The sequence below is a fragment of the Lactococcus taiwanensis genome (genome assembly GCF_014905395.1).
In the GTDB taxonomy this organism is placed as follows: domain Bacteria; phylum Bacillota; class Bacilli; order Lactobacillales; family Streptococcaceae; genus Lactococcus; species Lactococcus taiwanensis.
The window spans coordinates 210,991-227,995 of sequence record NZ_BNDT01000003.1; the positions used below are offsets into that span (position 1 = coordinate 210,991).

The 17,005-nt window shown below is 39.3% G+C and carries 18 protein-coding genes, 1 other RNA gene and 1 pseudogene; 17 read left to right on the plus strand and 3 right to left on the minus strand.

Annotation, left to right across the window (positions count from 1 at the left end):
- The first annotated feature begins 12 nt into the window (after window positions 1-12).
- From JKP71_RS05095 to JKP71_RS05120, 6 genes are all read left to right on the plus strand, one after another.
- Window positions 13-1,305, plus strand: coding sequence for a pyrimidine-nucleoside phosphorylase (locus JKP71_RS05095; RefSeq protein WP_200407258.1), 1,293 nt, complete (start codon window positions 13-15; stop codon window positions 1,303-1,305).
- Window positions 1,306-1,494, plus strand: a complete 189-nt coding sequence (locus tag JKP71_RS05100) for a hypothetical protein (protein ID WP_200407259.1) — start codon at window positions 1,306-1,308, stop codon at window positions 1,492-1,494.
- A gap of 13 nt (window positions 1,495-1,507) precedes the next feature.
- The gene (deoC, locus tag JKP71_RS05105) at window positions 1,508-2,170 is read left to right on the plus strand and encodes a deoxyribose-phosphate aldolase (RefSeq protein WP_075525550.1); all 663 of its coding nucleotides are present in this window, start codon (window positions 1,508-1,510) and stop codon (window positions 2,168-2,170) included.
- Window positions 2,157-2,549 carry a cytidine deaminase gene (locus JKP71_RS05110; RefSeq protein WP_075525551.1) on the plus strand — a complete coding sequence of 131 codons (393 nt, stop codon included), beginning with the start codon at window positions 2,157-2,159 and terminating at the stop codon, window positions 2,547-2,549. Before deoC ends, JKP71_RS05110 begins: the two co-directional genes overlap by 14 nt.
- Window positions 2,550-2,868: 319 nt before the next feature.
- Window positions 2,869-3,924, plus strand: a complete 1,056-nt coding sequence (locus JKP71_RS05115; protein WP_075525552.1) for a BMP family lipoprotein — start codon at window positions 2,869-2,871, stop codon at window positions 3,922-3,924.
- Window positions 3,925-4,093: 169 nt separating this feature from the next.
- Window positions 4,094-4,801: a GntR family transcriptional regulator gene (locus JKP71_RS05120; protein ID WP_200407260.1), complete on the plus strand. Its 708-nt coding sequence runs from the start codon at window positions 4,094-4,096 to the stop codon at window positions 4,799-4,801.
- 23 nt (window positions 4,802-4,824) lie between these two features.
- Here the strand turns inward: JKP71_RS05120 and JKP71_RS05125 are convergent, their stop codons facing one another.
- Both JKP71_RS05125 and JKP71_RS05130 read right to left on the minus strand, forming a co-directional pair.
- A complete protein-coding gene (locus tag JKP71_RS05125) occupies window positions 4,825-6,378 on the minus strand; it encodes a sensor histidine kinase (RefSeq protein ID WP_200407261.1) in 1,554 nt (517 codons plus the stop codon).
- Window positions 6,368-7,078, minus strand: a complete 711-nt coding sequence (locus JKP71_RS05130; protein ID WP_075525555.1) for a response regulator transcription factor — start codon at window positions 7,076-7,078, stop codon at window positions 6,368-6,370. The genes JKP71_RS05125 and JKP71_RS05130 overlap by 11 nt, the downstream gene beginning before the upstream one ends.
- 126 nt (window positions 7,079-7,204) lie before the next feature.
- On the opposite strand from JKP71_RS05130, the gene JKP71_RS05135 reads away from it, so the two are divergent.
- The 8 genes from JKP71_RS05135 to JKP71_RS05170 all read left to right on the plus strand — a co-directional run bounded on the left by JKP71_RS05135 (window position 7,205) and on the right by JKP71_RS05170 (window position 12,508).
- Complete coding sequence (locus JKP71_RS05135; protein ID WP_200407262.1) at window positions 7,205-7,498, plus strand: rhodanese-like domain-containing protein; 294 nt, start codon at window positions 7,205-7,207, stop codon at window positions 7,496-7,498.
- Between the two features lie 35 nt (window positions 7,499-7,533).
- Complete coding sequence (locus tag JKP71_RS05140) at window positions 7,534-7,809, plus strand: rhodanese-like domain-containing protein (protein ID WP_200407263.1); 276 nt, start codon at window positions 7,534-7,536, stop codon at window positions 7,807-7,809.
- Entirely contained in the window at window positions 7,809-9,473 is a 1,665-nt protein-coding gene (locus JKP71_RS05145; RefSeq protein WP_200407264.1) for an FAD-dependent oxidoreductase, read from the plus strand. Before JKP71_RS05140 ends, JKP71_RS05145 begins: the two co-directional genes overlap by 1 nt.
- Entirely contained in the window at window positions 9,439-9,714 is a 276-nt protein-coding gene (locus tag JKP71_RS05150; RefSeq protein ID WP_200407265.1) for a metal-sensitive transcriptional regulator, read from the plus strand. Before JKP71_RS05145 ends, JKP71_RS05150 begins: the two co-directional genes overlap by 35 nt.
- A 76-nt stretch (window positions 9,715-9,790) precedes the next feature.
- Entirely contained in the window at window positions 9,791-10,126 is a 336-nt protein-coding gene (locus JKP71_RS05155; RefSeq protein WP_075525560.1) for a putative DNA-binding protein, read from the plus strand.
- A gap of 159 nt (window positions 10,127-10,285) precedes the next feature.
- Window positions 10,286-10,644: a transfer-messenger RNA gene (gene ssrA, locus JKP71_RS05160) on the plus strand.
- A gap of 528 nt (window positions 10,645-11,172) precedes the next feature.
- On the plus strand, window positions 11,173-12,237 hold the full coding sequence (locus tag JKP71_RS05165) for a DUF475 domain-containing protein (RefSeq protein WP_200407266.1): 1,065 nt from the start codon (window positions 11,173-11,175) through the stop codon (window positions 12,235-12,237).
- Window positions 12,238-12,316: 79 nt separating this feature from the next.
- Window positions 12,317-12,508, plus strand: coding sequence for a hypothetical protein (locus tag JKP71_RS05170; RefSeq protein ID WP_200407267.1), 192 nt, complete (start codon window positions 12,317-12,319; stop codon window positions 12,506-12,508).
- Window positions 12,509-12,633: 125 nt separating this feature from the next.
- On the opposite strand, the gene JKP71_RS05175 is transcribed toward JKP71_RS05170, so the two are convergent.
- Window positions 12,634-12,789 (minus strand): hypothetical protein, encoded by a 156-nt coding sequence (locus JKP71_RS05175; protein WP_196756723.1) that lies wholly within the window; start codon window positions 12,787-12,789, stop codon window positions 12,634-12,636.
- Window positions 12,790-13,029: 240 nt separating this feature from the next.
- Here JKP71_RS05175 and JKP71_RS05180 point away from each other — a divergent pair, with 240 nt between their 5' ends.
- The 3 genes and pseudogenes from JKP71_RS05180 to JKP71_RS05190 all read left to right on the plus strand — a co-directional run.
- Window positions 13,030-13,218: a hypothetical protein gene (locus JKP71_RS05180; protein WP_075525757.1), complete on the plus strand. Its 189-nt coding sequence runs from the start codon at window positions 13,030-13,032 to the stop codon at window positions 13,216-13,218.
- 56 nt (window positions 13,219-13,274) lie between these two features.
- Window positions 13,275-14,000, plus strand: a complete 726-nt coding sequence (locus JKP71_RS05185; protein WP_200407268.1) for an epoxyqueuosine reductase QueH — start codon at window positions 13,275-13,277, stop codon at window positions 13,998-14,000.
- 264 nt (window positions 14,001-14,264) lie between these two features.
- Window positions 14,265-16,946: pseudogene (locus JKP71_RS05190) on the plus strand (cation-translocating P-type ATPase); the annotation flags it as partial.
- Between the last annotated feature and the right edge of the window lie 59 nt (window positions 16,947-17,005).

Genomic DNA, 17,005 nt, shown 5'->3' on the forward strand with positions numbered 1-17,005 from the left:
GAGGAGTTGAATATGACATATCGCATGGTAGATCTCATTCAAAAAAAACGTGACGGCGGAATTTTTGATGAAGCTGAAATTAATTGGATGATTGAAAATTACGTTACTGGAAATGTACCGGATTACCAAATGGCAGCACTGGCTATGGCTATCTATTTTAAGGGAATGACCACGGAAGAAACAGCTGCGCTGACCATGGCTATGGTGCACTCTGGCAAAGAATTTGATTTGAGTGCCATCCCTGGTATCAAGGTTGATAAGCATTCTACAGGAGGAGTAGGAGATAAAGTAACTCTTATTTTGGCCCCCTTGGTGGCTTCTTTTGGAGTTCCCGTCGCTAAAATGTCGGGGCGGGGCCTTGGTCATACTGGCGGCACTTTAGATAAATTAGAGTCTATTCCTGGTTTTAAATTTGAAAAGACAGAAGCAGCGTTTATCGAACAAGTTCAAAAGACAGGGATTGCAGTTATTGGTCAATCTGATGAGCTGGTCAAAGCTGACAAGTTACTGTACGCCTTGCGTGATGTGACAGCTACAGTCGACATCATTCCATTGATTGCTAGTTCTGTAATGTCCAAAAAAATTGCCGCAGGGTCTGATGCCATCTTGTTGGATGTGACAGTAGGTGATGGTGCTTTTATGAAGACTGTTGAAGATGCCCGTCTTCTCGCGCGTACAATGGTCGATCTTGGGAAGTCAGTCGGACGTGAAACCGTTGCAGTGATTACCAATATGAGCCAACCTCTAGGCTATGCTGTTGGAAATCGTAACGAAATGACAGAGGCGGTTAAAACCTTGCAAGGTCAAGGTCCTCAAGCCTTTCGTGAATTTATCGCCGAACTTGCACAAATCATGCTAGAATTAGCGGGGAAAACCCAGTCAATTCCTGAAATCTTGGCACATTTAGATAACGGGTTAGCTTATGAAAAATTTGTAGCCATGATTGAAGCACAAGAAGGAGACCCTAGAGCTTATGAAAGCTTGACAGCTCCACTCAAAACGAAGCATCAGGTTGAAATCAGAGCGACTCAATCGGGCTTTATCCATGAAGAAAAAGCCTTAGGAATCGGTATCGTCGCTATGAAATTAGGTGCGGGTCGTGCAACCAAAAATGACAAAATTGATTTTGAAGCAGGCGTTACGTTAGCGAAGAAAGTTGGAGATGCTGTCACTGAAGGTGATTTGATTGCTACACTATACTCCAATCAGCCCATCACAGCTGAGTTGATTTCAGAGTTTAATGACAGTCTTGTCATTAGTGATGAGGAGCACCATCCTAAAGAAATCTTAGAGATTGTGAGATAAATGAAAAGAGATTTAAAAATTCCAATAGCAATTATTGCTGTGCAGGTTATTTTAGCTGCTCTTGCAGGCGCTTTTACTAAGCTAATCCTTCAAAATACGAGTTGGCTCCTGCAATTAATCGCTTTTATTATCGTTTTTGTTATCGTTTATAGTCTTGTCGGACTAGTGTATTTAAAAATAAAAAAATAGAAAAGAGTTACAGATGCAAATTAATAAATATATTGACCATACTATTCTTAAAGCCGATGCCCCAAAATCTAAAGTTCAACAAATAATTGATGAAGCAAAAAAATATGATTTCATGAGCGTTTGTATTAACCCAACATGGGTAAATTATGCCAGCCAAGAACTTAAAGATACAGACGTTAAAGTATGTACAGTGATTGGTTTTCCTTTAGGTGCTAATACTTCTGAAGTCAAAGCTTTTGAAGCTAAAAACGCTATTGAAAATGGTGCTGATGAAATTGACATGGTTATTAATATTGGTGCAGCAAAATCTAAAGATTGGGATCTTGTTGAGTCAGATATTGCAGCTGTCAACGCAGTAAAAGGTGATAAACTTCTTAAAGTCATCATTGAAACAAGCCTCTTGACTGACGATGAAAAGATTAAAGCTTGCCAAATTGCTAAAGCAGTCGGCGCTGATTTTGTCAAAACTTCAACAGGCTTCTCAACAGGTGGTGCGACTGTTCATGATGTAAAATTAATGCGCCAAACGGTTGGCCCAGATATGGGCGTTAAGGCTTCTGGTGGAGTTCATAATCTTGAAGAAGCAAAAGCAATGATTGATGCTGGTGCAACACGTCTTGGTGTTTCGGCTGGTGTTGCAATTATGGAAGGTTTGACTTCAAATGACAGCTACTAATGAAATGATTGTTGCCGCACGCGAAGCGGCGAGTTTGGCGTATGTCCCGTACTCTCATTTTCCTGTAGGAGCAGCTTTTCACACGACTGATGGTCAAATTATCACAGGTTGTAATATTGAAAATGCGAGTTTTGGACTTTCTAACTGTGCTGAACGAACAGCTATTTTTAAAGCTATATCTGAGGGTGTGACAAATTTTGATGCGCTTTACGTGTTTGGGGAAACTGAAGAACCTATCAGCCCTTGTGGAGCTTGTCGACAAGTCCTTGCAGAATTCTGCCCAGCAGATATGCCAGTTTATTTAATTTCCAAAGAAAATAAAGTTAAGCCTACCACCGTTGCAGAGCTCTTGCCTTATTCTTTCAAAGAACTAGTTTAGCAAATAGTGACACGTATAAAATATACTGACGGGTTCGTCAGTATATAAAAACTCCGCATAAGCAAACGCTTACTTTTCTGTAGATGAAGCTTCTAACAATCGGATGTCCAGTTATTTTAGAGAAGATGTCTTAGGAATAAAGTTGGAATAGACCAATTTTAGAGCTTGAAAGGAGGACATAAAAATGGTTGATGGCTATTTCCGAACAATCAAAGAATAGTCACACAAATTTTTGTATAACGCTTGCAAAAAAAATACTTATAGCTTAAAATAGTCTTAAGCTATGTTTAGCAAACAAAATTCGGAGGAACCTTTTTCCATGAAAAAACGTGTATTTGCAGTTGGTGCTATCGCACTTGCATCAGTAACTGTCCTTGCTGGATGTCGTTCACATGACGCCGGAGGATCTTCTTCAAATGACAAAACGGATCTTAAGGTGGCTATGATCACTGATACAGGTGGGATTAACGACCGTTCATTTAACCAATCTGCTTGGGAAGGCTTACAAGCTTGGGGCAAAGATAACGGCCTTAAAAAAGGAGTGGGTTACAATTATTTCCAATCGAACTCAGCCTCAGATTATACTACAAACTTTAACTCAGCTGAGCAACAAGGCTACAAACTTCTCTTTGGGATTGGTTTTTCTCTTCAAGATGCTACAACATCAGCCGCCAAGAATAATCCCAAATCAAACTTTGTCATTATTGACTCAGTAATTGAAGGTCAAAAGAACGTAGCATCAGCTCTCTTTGCAGATAATGAATCTGCATATCTTGCTGGTGTCGCTGCGGCTAAAGCTACTAAAACTGACAAGATTGGTTTTATCGGTGGAATGCAATCTGATGTTATTACACGCTTTGAAAAAGGTTATGAAGCAGGTGCCAAATCTGTTAAACCTAATATTAAAGTAGATGTTCAGTATGCAGGCTCATTTACAGATGCCGCTAAGGGTAAAACGATTGCTGCAGCAATGTACGGTGCTGGTGATGATGTGGTTTACCAATGTGCTGGTGGTGTAGGGGTAGGAGCCTTTAGTGAAGCTAAAGCTTTGAATTCAACGAAAAACGAAGCGGATAAAGTATGGCTTATCGGAGTTGACCAAGATCAAGAATATCTTGGGGATTATACTTCAAAAGACGGTAAAAAATCGAACTTTGTCCTTGTATCCACGATTAAAGAAGTGGGCAAAGTCGTGCAAGATATCGCTGATAAAACAAAAGATGGTAAATTCCCTGGTGGAGAAACAACCACTTACAATCTTAAAGATGGCGGTACAGATTTAGCTAAAGATAATGCTTCAGATGACGTTTGGAAAGCTGTAGAAACTGCAAAAGCAGATATTATCTCTGGTAAAATTACTGTTCCTGCAAAATAATTGAACACGTCGAAAAAATCAATTTTAAGATTGGTTTTTTCTTTTAATCTCAAGCAGCGACAAAGCAATAATTTATAATATTTTTTATACAAATGTTTAGAACTATGCTATAATAATATAGACAAATAGCAAAGTGGTATAGATGGTTACTTTCTGGTAGGGAGAAGAGATGGCAAGAAAATCAGTTCCAAATTATATAAAAATACACGATGCGCTCAAGGATGAGGTAGAAAAGGACATTTGGAAGATAGGGCAACGCCTGCCGAGCGAACGGGACTTAGCAGAGCGTTTCAGTGTGAGCCGAATGACAGCTCGTCAAGCAGTGACAGCTCTTGTGGATGAGGGGATTTTGGACCGTCGTGTCGGTTCTGGAACTTATGTAGCAAGTCGTCGTGTCCGTGAAAAAATGAGAGGAACCACTTCCTTTACAGAAATCATCACTTCACAGGGAAAAACACCCTCTACAGAAGTTTTGAGCTATATTAAGACTGCTCCCAACGAAGTAGAGTGTGAAAAACTAAATATAACTAAAAAGGATTCCATTATCAGAATGGAGCGGATTCGTTATGCAGATAACGTACCAATTTGTTTCGAAGTAGCAAGTATTCCTTTTGATTTAGTAAAGACATTTGATAAAAAGGAAATAACCAGTAATTTCTTTCGCACATTAGAAAAGCATGGCTACGAGATTGTACGTAGTGAACAAATCATTTCTGCAAAACGAGTGAGTACAGAAGTTGCTGAGTACCTAAAAACACGAGTGGGTTCGGCGATACTCGGATTAACACAAGTTTCTTATTTGGCAGATGGAACAGCATTTGAATATGTTTTGTCTCAGTATGTTGGCGATCGCTTTGAGTTTTATTTAGAAAGATAAAAAGGACTTCAAAAGTCCTTTTTTTATAGTTTCACTGTAAAAGTTGTCCCTTTTCCTAAGATACTGACGACGTCAATTGTTCCATGGAGTTCTTGAACATTTTTTTCAACGATAGCTAGGCCTAAGCCCGTTCCCTTGACTTCAGAGCGACTCTCATCGACACGGTAGAAGCGATCGAAAATCCGCTCTTTTTGGATTTCGGTTAAACCAGGTCCATTATCACTGACACTAAAGACAATCTGACCTTTTTCTGACTGAAGACTAATAAAGATTTGCCCACGTTCTGGTGTATACTTAATGGCATTCTCAATAAGATTTTCAAAAATACTGTAAATCATTGCTTCATTTGTTTTTAATTGCACTTTATCAATCTGAGTTTTGACATGGAGCATCTTTTCAGAGATTTGAGGCCCTGAAGTTCTCAAAATATTTTGAATCAATTGAGCTAATTCTAGTTTTTTCTTCTCGATACGATGATTTTGCTTCGTAAGCAGGAGTGTATCCTGAACAAGATTCATGAGACGGTTACTTTCTTTGCTAATGATTGAAGCAAAGTTACGTGTTTCTTCTTTTGAAACTGAAGTTGTCTCCAGTAGCTCTGCAAAGCCTTTGATAGAAGTGAGCGGTGTTTTTAGTTCGTGTGAGACGTTAGCAATAAATTCATTATGTGCATCTAACGTACGACGATAGCTCGTAACATCCAACATAGCGACAAGAAAGCGGCTATCTAAGTCAGGTAGAGGTGTAATTCTGACTTGATAGTAGGCCCCAATTTTTTCGAAATAAAAGAGTTTTTCTTGAATATCAGGATGGAGCATTTTGTCAACGAGGAAACTAAGAAAATCAGCATAAGGGCTAAAAATATCAAGGTTCTCTGTGTCAGCAAATTCATTGTTGAAAGAAGCATTGGTCCTTCTTATTTTCCCTTTATTATTGTAAATGAAGATGGGAAATTGGAAAAATTCGATAAATTCATAAAGGTTTTCCTTTTTCTCGGTATGTGAGAGGGCTTGGCGTTGAATGCTTTCTCCAAGTTTGTTGAGCTCTGTGGTGATTTTATCATCATTTTCATTAATGAGATAACTTTGGGTTAGTGGACTTCGCTCAATGTTTTTTATTTTTGCTACAGTATTTTCCGTGAATACGTGCATGCGTTGTGCTCTACGGAGAACTTGGGCAGCGACTGCTAGATAGAAAAGTAGGGCAAAAGTGATAATCGAAAAATCGGCAACAAGGGTAGGGGTACGATCCTCGGTGACCCGGAGATAACCGTCAATTTGGCCCTCTTTAAATATTGGACTGGTAGTCGTAATTTTTGTGCGAGTTAGTGCGCGAGAGTAGGAAGCCCCGCCTTCAATTTTTCGAGTGTCTGCATTATCCGTACTCGCAGGTAGATGCTCAAAGTTGGCTGGGAGCTCATTATTGGGATTTTTTTCCAGGAAAAGCTGGATTTTATTTGCTGTATTTAATACGCGTTCTGTGTCGTTGCTTAGGATATTTTGGTTTAATAAAACCACGAGTCCTAAAATAGCAATGATATAGATTATCGTCATGATAACAATATTTTTAAGCTTCATTTTCTTCAAAGTAGTAGCCAAATCCTCGTTTAGTTTTAATATAGCGGTTGTCTAATTTTTTTCTTATTTTGGAGATGAGCACATCAATGGTACGAGTTTCTGCGGCATCGGAAATTCCCCAAAAATGTTTTAGAAGTTCTTCGCGGCTAATGATACTACCTCGTCTTTGAGCAAGTAACTCCAGTATCTCAAACTCGCGTTTCGTAAAATCCAATTGGTTGCCATCTAAGTGGACTTCTTTTTTGACAAAGTCAATGACAAGGTGCTTTGTTACCAAAGTCTGTTCTTTTTCTAATTTGGGGTCTTCGAAGGAAGAAGCTGGCACTGGATTATACATCTGGTTTCTACGAATGAGTGCTGCTGCACGAACCATGATTTCTTTCATAGGTGTACTTTTATCGAGATACTCATCAGAGCCAGCTGACAGGCCTGTCAGTTTCATCTCGTCATCTTCACGCGCAGTCAAAATTAAGATTGGTGTGAAGTTTCCAACTTTGCGAAGCATTTGAGTGACCTCAATCCCTGAATATTCTGGCATCATTAAATCGAGAAGGATGAGGTCAAAAGGATTTTTGCGAGCTTTTTCGAAAGCTTTTTTTCCATCATCTACCGTAGTGACCTCAAAATCATTTTGCCGAAAATGATAGGACAAAAGGGTCAAAATCGACCGATCGTCATCAGCAATTAAAATTTTTTTCATACTTTTAATTATAACAAATAGAGCCCTTGCTTGGCTAGGTTTATCGCATATTTTTAGTAGAAAAGTTCTTTTCGTTGACAAAATACCCTATGGGGTATATAATAAAAGCAAGATCAAGGAGAAGAAATGAAAAATATAAGTACTGAAGCATTGGTAAAAGCTATGGTGAATGATGTCCCCGTGGTTGACGTACGTGAAAGCTTTGAATACAACGAGGGCCATATCCCTACTGCTAAAAATATCCCTTTAAGCGAGCTTGAACTGCGCTATTCAGAAGTCGCACCTGAAACATATATTATTTGTCGCTCAGGGGCACGTTCACAACGGGCGGTGGATTTTTTAGCCACCAAAGGAATTCTAACAACAAATGTTCTAGGCGGTACACAAGCGTGGGATGGCTGCTTAGTTAAGGAGGAGTGATGTTTCATATTTTTAAACAAAGAAAAACTATCACTATGCCTGTTTTACTTCAAAAATTAAATAAGGGACGTCCAGTTGTGGTTGATGTGCGTGAGCAATCTGAATATGAAGCTGGCCATCTAAAAGGCGTGCGTAATGTTCCTTTAAAGGAGTTAAATCAACTTTCTTTAGCAAACGGTACACCAGTATACGTCCTTTGTCAATCGGGGAAACGTTCGAAACAAGCTTATAAGACATTAGAGAAAAAAGGAATGATAGTGATTGATGTAGAGGGCGGTATGAATACCTATAAGGGAAGGATGGTAAAATAATGGCTAAAAAATATTTGATTGTTGGAGGAGTGGCTGGTGGGATGTCAGCTGCCACGCGATTAAGGCGACTGCAAGAGGAAGCTGAAATTATTGTTTTTGAAAAAGGCCCTCATGTTTCCTTTGCGAATTGTGGCTTACCATATTATCTTTCGGGTGAGATTGAGGAGCGCGATCAATTAATTGTCCAAACTAGTGCGTCATTGCGTCAGCGCTTTAATCTTGATATCCGCGAAAATTCGGAAGTGGTGGCTATTGATGCTACGAATAAAACAGTAAGAGTTCGTACGAAAAATCAAGAATATCAAGAAAGTTATGATGCTTTAATCCTCTCCCCAGGTGCAAAACCTCTTTTACCTTCACTGACAGGCCTGTCAGAAGCTACAAATGCTTTTTCTTTGAGAAATATTCCTGATGTGGATCAAATCATGACTTTTTTGAAGGAGAAGCAACCAAGCTCTGCTGTCGTCATTGGTGCGGGTTTCATTGGTCTTGAAATGGCAGAAAACTTGAAGAAACGCGGTTTATCAGTTACAATTGTTGAAAAAGCTGCGCATGTTTTACCCACGTTAGATCAAGAAATGGCTATACCTCTACAAAATGAACTTGAAAAGCAACAGGTAAAAGTACTGACGCAACGGTCAGCAATAGCCATTCAAGCCAATCAGCTTGTCTTGGATAACCAAGAGGTTCTGTCAGCCGATCTCGTGATTTTGTCAGTAGGGGTACAGCCAGAGACTGATTTGGCGGCTTCGGCTGGAATTGAGTTGGGCTTAAAAGGGGGAATTTTAGTGGATGAGCACTATGAAACTTCTTTAGCGGACATTTATGCTGTCGGTGATGCAATTGTGGTTAAGGAACAAATCAGTGGTCAACCTGCTTTGATTTCCTTAGCGAGTCCTGCAAACCGTCAGGGCCGTCAAGTTGCGGATATACTTTCTGGTTTGCCTGTTAAAAATAGAGGAAGTATCGGAACAGCAATAGTCAGAACCTTTGAACGCACGGCAGCGAGCACGGGGATGAGCGAACGCAACGTCCAAGCTCTTGGCCTCCCCTATAAAGTTGTTCACTTAAGCGGGAATGACCATGCCACTTACTATCCAGGTGCAACACCTATTTTATTAAAGCTTATTTTTGAACCAAAGACCGGTCAAATTTATGGTGCTCAGGCAGTAGGTGAAAAAGGCGTAGATAAGCGTATTGATGTCTTATCAACTGTGATTAAAGCGGGCATGACTATTTTTGATCTCCCAGAACTCGAGCTGAGCTATGCCCCACCTTTTGGCTCGGCAAAGGATCTAGTAAATATGACGGGCTATGCAGCTAGTAATATTGCGCTTGGTTTATCCGATAATGTTCAATGGCACGAGTTAGGTCATGAACTTGCCAGTGGCAAAATTTTACTAGATGTCCGCCAACCAGAGGAATTACAAAAGGGGGCCTTTAAAAACGCCTTAAATATCCCCTTAAATGAGTTGCGGGAACGATTGGGGGAGCTTGATAAGAAAGAATCCTATATTGTCAGTTGCCAATCTGGCTTACGTGCCTATCATGCCGAGCGTATTCTTAAACAACACGGTTTCTCTGTACAAAATCTCGATGGAGCCTATGCTTTGTACAGTGCAGTCACAAATGAACTTTTGGAGGATAAAAGTGGTACATTATAATACAAAAATGATCAATCGTCTCAAACGAGCAGATGGGCAAGTGCAAGGCATTTTAAGAATGATGGAAGCAGAAAAAGATTGTGCAGCCGTGGTAACACAGCTCACCGCAGTTCGCTCAAGTTTAGACAGCTTGATTGGGCTCATTGTAGCAGAAAATTTGAAAGCCTGTCTCCTTTCAGAGGAGGAGGGGCAACGCGAAGAGAAAATAGATGAAGCCATCAAAATGATTGTGAAAAAATAGTAAAAAGTTACTGACCAGCCGGTCAGTAGCTTTTTATAAGCCAAAATCTCTTTCTTAATATGATATAATGAAGCTTATGCAGATTGAAAAAACGAACCGAATGAACACCCTTTTCGAATTCTATGCGACGCTCTTGACGGACAAGCAAATGAATTATATTGAACTTTATTATGCTGACGATTATAGTTTAGCTGAAATTGCAGAAGAGTTTGATGTAAGCCGTCAAGCTGTTTATGATAATATCAAACGGACAGAAAAAGTACTCGAAAGTTATGAAGAAAAACTTCATTTGTTCAGTAACTATGTGGTTCGAAATCAGCTACTTGAAAGTCTTATGAAAGACTATGCTTCTGACGACTATTTAGTCCGCAAACTCCAAGAAATTCAGCAAATTGATGAGGAAGAATTCTAGGGCAAGCTGAGGGCTGCAGTTACTGACCACGCTGTCAGTAATGTGTGGTTCTAATTTTGACGTGAAAAAAGGCTGACAGAAGTTCTGAAATATGCTATAATAAGAACTCAGGTTCTAGTATTTCACTGATGATTTGGTCAGTGAAAGTACGCCTTATTTGGGGGCGTTACGGATTCGACAGGCACTGTCGCGCATGAACTGCAACTGCTGAGGGATCAGGATAATCATCCGCAGATAAATATAACTGCTAAAAATAATACACAAACTTACGCAATGGCAGCCTAAACAGCACCTTGCGTGCCGGATTTCGCATCGCTGATGTGTGCTTGATGGCCTAAACCTTTAGTCAGATACGTTGCTGTGGTGGCTTGACACAGTAAAAGAGATTAAAAGCCTCGCAAAATGTTGCTGTTTGAGACTGGCTTTAGCATTTTGTTAACTTTGAGAAAGTCCTATGGTTGTAGACGTTGATGTAGCAAGGTGTTTGGACGCGGGTTCGACTCCCGCCGCCTCCACTATTTAGTTTATAGAGAAACTTATAGACAAATCAATCGCTCAATAGAGCGATTTTTGATTGATTTAAGGAAAGCACGATAAAATAAGTCATACTCTAATATTTAATTAGTTTTAACCTAACTTGTCCTTCAGTATTTTTGAAGGACTTTTTATATAAAATACATCCCTCAAGCAGTGAAGATGCGTGGACATTTGAATTTATTAACCCCAAATTTTAGTTTGTACTTTGTTTACTCGTTTTGGCTTCATTTAAGGGAGTGGTCGTATAATATCTTTATTCCAATAAATTTTTCATAAAGTTTACTCCTAAGCATCTCACTCTCGTGAGGTGTTTTTTTGCGTTCAACTAATGAAATCTCAATTTTGGACTCTCTCAAGAAGCTAACAACTTTTTGTTAAATTTTGCTATAATTATTAGAAAGAGTTTTTTACGAGTGTTGTAAACACTTGAAAAAGAGCATTTTATCTAAAAGTAGACGACGAAGGTCGTCTTTCATTATGACCATTGTTAATGAAGAGGAGGTAGTATATTGAAACATTTTAGGGGGGCGATTTTTGTTAGTATCCTTGCATTAATCATAGCCTATATTTATGGAGGGATGACAGCGCTGGTATTAGCGGCCATACTTGGAGTAATGGAGATTTCCCTATCTTTTGATAATGCAATCGTTAATGCCCGAATTTTAGAGCGGATGAGTTACAAGTGGCGGGAAGTCTTTTTGACTGTTGGGATGCTTATCGCCGTTTTAGGTATGAGATTTCTCTTTCCCCTGCTCGTGGTCTCCATCTCAGCACATCTCAATCCAATCGATGCACTAATGCTTGCAATGGCTAAAGGAGATCCAAGTCATCCTGGGACTTATGCCTATATCCTCAATCATGCTCACCCCATGATTGCAGCTTTTGGTGGGATGTTCCTTTTAATGCTGGCTTTAGACTTTTTCTTTGATTTTCAAGTCGTACATTGGCTAGGATTTCCCGAAAAAATACTAAGAAAAATAGGGCGCTTCCCTGCAGCAACTTCCTTATGTTCACTCATCCTCTTACTTATCCTTAGCCACTTCGTTGCGAAAGATTCTTTTCTCGTTTTATTTTCTGGACTAATAGGAATAGTCTTATACTTAGCAGTCCAAGGCTTGGGTCATCTTATGGCTCAACATGGTACTCTAGCAGAAGTGGAAGAAGAACTAGAAAATTCAGATTCGAAACAATCTACTCCCCCTGTTTTATTGGCGGGTAAGGCTGCATTTGGTCTCTTTTTGTATTTAGAAATGATTGATGCATCTTTTTCTTTCGATGGAGCAATCGGCGCTTTTGCCATAACACCAGATCCAATAATCATTATGCTAGGTCTAGGATTTATAGGTGCAATGTTTGTCCGTTCTTTAACAATTTTTCTTGTAGAAAAAGGAACACTTAATGAACTAATTTATCTGGAACACGGAGCACATTGGGCAATTCTTATTTTGGCAATTCTTTTGCTGCTTTCTATTGCTATAGAAATACCAGAAATTATCACTGGAGTTTTAGGCGCAATCATAATAGGGTGCTCTTTGATTTCCAGTTTGTTTTACAATAGAAAGAGTAGACGGTAGTAAAAATAAGAAAGTAAACGCTTGCTCTGATGTGGTTTATATAATACAATAGAATTAATAAGACGAAGGAGGTCGAATTATGCCAGAGAAAATCTTCGGTTCACTAGAAAAACCAGAACCAGACAAAAACATCAAAAAGGAAGAATTGAAAAATGTTACCGCTGATCATCAAGACGGTATTCAAGAAACCTTTGATAAAACAACAAGCAAAGCAGAAGAGTTCCTTGGAGAAGCTGCTCATGCGCTTGATAAGGCACTCCCAGAAGAATAATTTAGTAAGGTCCTCTCGAGGACTTTTTTAATATATTTTTAGATTTTGGGTATTAAAAAAGCATCTACTTTACGAGTTAAGTAGATGCGTTCACTGAGAGGGGTATTCGCCCATTTTTTTACTCCTTAAACTAATGCTTCCAAGTTGTTAACAGCTTCTTCAATAGTGTTACCCGCAGCGTATACATGTCGATCTGTGGCCAGGGCAGCCATAAAGATATTGTTAGATGTATCAAGTGTTACGGTGTATTGGAAAAATTTATTTTTGTTAGTGAATGTCATAATGCATTCTCCTTTCTCTAAATATTGACGAAAGGGAACTATAACGCTTATAACGAAATTCCACTATTAATTGTAGCATAAAGAAATCAGGAGGTCAAAAAAAGCATCCTAAAAATTCTAGGTTGAGTAAAGTCTATAAAAACCGAACGAGCGTTTTTTTTAACATACAAACATACATTTATTTGTACTCAATTAGGCTTACTCATGGTATAATTTAAAATAAAAAAGGAGTATAGACCGATGAGGGAAAAAGTAGTTGTGAGCAAAACATGGCTTGTTTTGGCAACCTTGAGCACCGGCCTTTATTTTTATGGAAAGTTAAACTATGATGAATCCTTTACGTTTATAGGCGCAGTGGGAATCGTTGGAGCTTTAACTTGTGGTTTGACGGGTTTGATTATTAAAGCCTTGCGCAACGTTACCCGATGACACTCGAATAATATAGAACTTTAGCGAACGATTACTTTGGAAATTATGTATTTATTATGATAAACAGTTTAGAAATTATTGAAAAAATGAATCCGAATCAAAAAATCAATTATGATAGGGTTTTTCAAAAAGTAAGAGCATCATGGGAAGAAGACAATATCCGTCCCAGAATCTTACTACATAGCTGTTGCGCGCCTTGTAGTACCTACTCACTTGAGTATCTTACAAAATCTGCAGACGTAACAATTTACTTTGCAAATTCTAATATTCATCCTTCGAGCGAATACGAGCGTAGGATGAAAGTTCAAGAAGAATTTATTACGGAATTCAATGCACGTACAGGTGCACAGGTAGGCTTTATTGCTGGAGCATATGAACCTCAAGTTTTCCTCAAGATGGTGGCAGAAAATCACCTACAAGAAGAACCAGAAGGCGGAAATCGATGTAGTGCTTGTTTTCAGATGCGCCTTGATCTTGTAGCCGAAAAAGCAGTACAACTAGGATTTGATTACTTTGGGAGCGCCTTAACGCTATCTCCTAAGAAAAATAGTCAGTTAATTAATGAAATTGGTTTAGATATTCAAAAAATTTATAAAGTAAGTTACCTACCAAGTGATTTTAAAAAGAATAAAGGCTACCAGCGCTCTTTGGAAATGTGTAGAGACTATGAAATATACCGTCAATGTTATTGTGGTTGTGTCTTTGCGGCAAAACAGCAAGGGATAGATTTGAAGGCACAAAATAGAGCGGCTATTCAATTCTTGCGGACAAAAAAGGAGTGAAACCTTGACAAACGCTTCCTTTTTTAATAAAATGAAGATAAGTTAAGTATTCCAAAGGGGAGTAGCGTCGGTTCAACCGAAACAAAGTCGTCAATTCGTGGGTTCGCTCACCGGCTTTGTTGACATACATATGTATGTTTAGCAAGACCTTTGCCAGTTTTGATTTCTGGCAAAGGTCTTTTTTTATAAAAGGATGTATTATTAAAATTTTAATGAGACGTTCATTTATTAAAAGACTCAGCCAGAAGTCACTTAGAGAAAAGGAGAACATTCGTGCAGTATTACAATCAATCTACAGAAGAAGTCCTCAAAGCAACTTCTAGCCACTTAAATGGGTTAGAACAAGAAGAAGTGGAAACGCGCCAAGCTAAAGATGGCTTTAATGAATTAGAAGCAAAAAAGAGCGCTTCTACTTGGCAACTTTTCATTGAAACACTAAAGGACCCAATGGTGATTATTTTGCTATTGGTAGCCTTCGTGCAGTTATTTCTGGGCGAATTTATTGAATCAATTGTTATTTTCATTGTATTGATGATAAATTCAGCAGTAGCAGTGATTCAAACAAAGCGTGCAGAAAGTTCATTAGACGCTCTGAGACAAATGTCAGCACCTTCAGCTAAAGTGTTACGTAATGGGGAAAAAGTTTCCATCGCAGCGCGTGAATTAGTTGTAGGCGATATCGTTTCACTTGAGGCAGGTGACTTTATTCCAGCAGATGGTAGGCTTTTAGAAGTACAAAATTTGCGTGTGGAAGAAGGAATGCTCACAGGTGAATCTGAACCCGTAGAGAAAGCTTCAGTTCCGATTGATGGAGAGGCAGGCCTTGGTGATCGTATTAATATGGTCTTTAGTTCTAGCTTAGTGGTCTATGGTCGTGCTGACTTTGTAGTTACGCATATCGGAAAACAGACAGAAATCGGGAAAATTGCACAAATGCTTGAAACTGCAGAAGCTAAACAAACTCCACTCCAACAAAAATTGGAGAAGTTTGGTAAACAGCTTGGTTGGGCAATCCTTGGTTTATGCTTACTGATATTTGCGGTGCAAATTCTGCGGTTGTTTACTTCTGATCAAGTCGTAGACATGCAAAAAGCAATCTTAGACTCGTTTATGTTTGCCGTAGCCGTAGCCGTGGCTGCCATCCCAGAAGCTCTCTCCTCCGTTGTGACAATTGTTCTTTCCGTAGGAACGAACAAAATGGCAAAACAACATGCGATTATGAGAAATCTTCCAGCCGTTGAAACATTAGGCTCCACCTCTGTTATTTGTACGGATAAAACGGGGACATTAACACAAAATAAAATGACTGTTGTAGAAACTTACTTACCAAGTAAGGGAACTACATCACTGGATAATTTGCAAGAGGAAGATGAAAAGTTATTGCTTAATGCGATGGTCCTCTGTAATGACTCGTCTTTCTCACAAGAAGGACAGTCGCTAGGCGACCCAACGGAAGTAGCATTGATTGCTTATAGCGATAAAATGGGTCAACCTTATCAAAAAGTACGGGAGGCTGCTCCTCGTCTCGCTGAGTTCCCATTTGACTCTGAGCGCAAGTTGATGAGTACCTTAAATGATTTTGAAGGAACAAAGACCATTTTTGTAAAAGGAGGACCAGATGTTCTCTTCACACGTTGTACTCAGGTTCTTTTAGATGGCGAGGTCCAACCATTTACAAATGAGCTTCGCAAACAATTTCAAGAACAAAATGAAAACTTCAGTAAGAAAGCCTTACGTGTGCTTGCCTATGCTTATAAACCAGCTGACCATCATGTTGATGAGCTGACCTTAGAAGATGAAAATGATTTAATTTTAATTGGGCTTACAGCTATGATTGATCCGCCACGTGAAGCTGTTTATGATTCAATCTCAGAAGCTAAAAAAGCTGGTATTCGTACGATTATGATCACGGGAGACCATAAGACTACGGCTCAAGCGATTGCGCAAGATATTGGTCTGATGGATGAAGGCGATCGTGCGGTCACAGGACAAGAGTTAGATGCAATGTCAGATGAGCAGCTGCGTGAGGATTTGAAGAATATTTCTGTTTATGCTCGTGTCTCTCCAGAGAATAAAATCCGAATTGTACGTGCTTGGCAAAATGAGCAACAAGTCACTGCCATGACGGGTGATGGGGTAAATGATGCTCCAGCACTGAAACAAGCGAATATCGGGATTGCTATGGGAAGTGGTACAGATGTAGCAAAAGATGCAGCAAGTATGATTTTGACAGATGATAATTTTGTCTCTATTGTATCAGCTGTCTCAATTGGACGCACGGTTTACGATAATATCAAAAAATCAATCAGCTATCTTTTTTCTGGAAACTTAGGGGCGATTATCGCAATTGTATTTGCTTTGGTTGTGGGTTGGGTTAATCCATTTACTGCGCTTCAATTACTCTTTATCAACTTAGTAAATGATTCTGTTCCTGCGATTGCTTTAGGAATGGAAAAAGAGGAACCAGATGTGATGGCTAAAGCACCTCGACGCTTGGATGAAGGAATTTTTGCTAATGGGCTCATGCGTATTATCCTAGTCAGAGGAACTTTAATTGGGGTTGCCGCTATCATCTCACAATATGTTGGCCAACAAATTTCGGCAGAGATGGGAGTAGCGATGGCTTTTACTACTTTGATTTTGGCACGTACGTTACAAACTTTTGCTGCGCGATCAAATTCACAAAATATCCTCCGACTTGGATTCTTCAGTAACAAGTATGTCCTTGGTGCTGTAGCCTTCTGTTTAGCTTTATACAGTTTGACTACTTTACCTTTCTTACGTGGAATCTTCTCTATTCCGGCTAATTTTGGATGGAGTCAATGGGTAATTGCAGCTGGATTAGCAGTGGGAGCAGTGATCTTAATGGAAGTTTTCAAAGCAATTAATACCACTATCGAACATCGTCGTGCGAAGGTGGTCTTTGATAAAAATTATCCCAAATAAAGGGTGTAAAAGAGTGTGAAAGGAGAGGTTCACGCTCTTTTCAAAAGTATAAAATGATA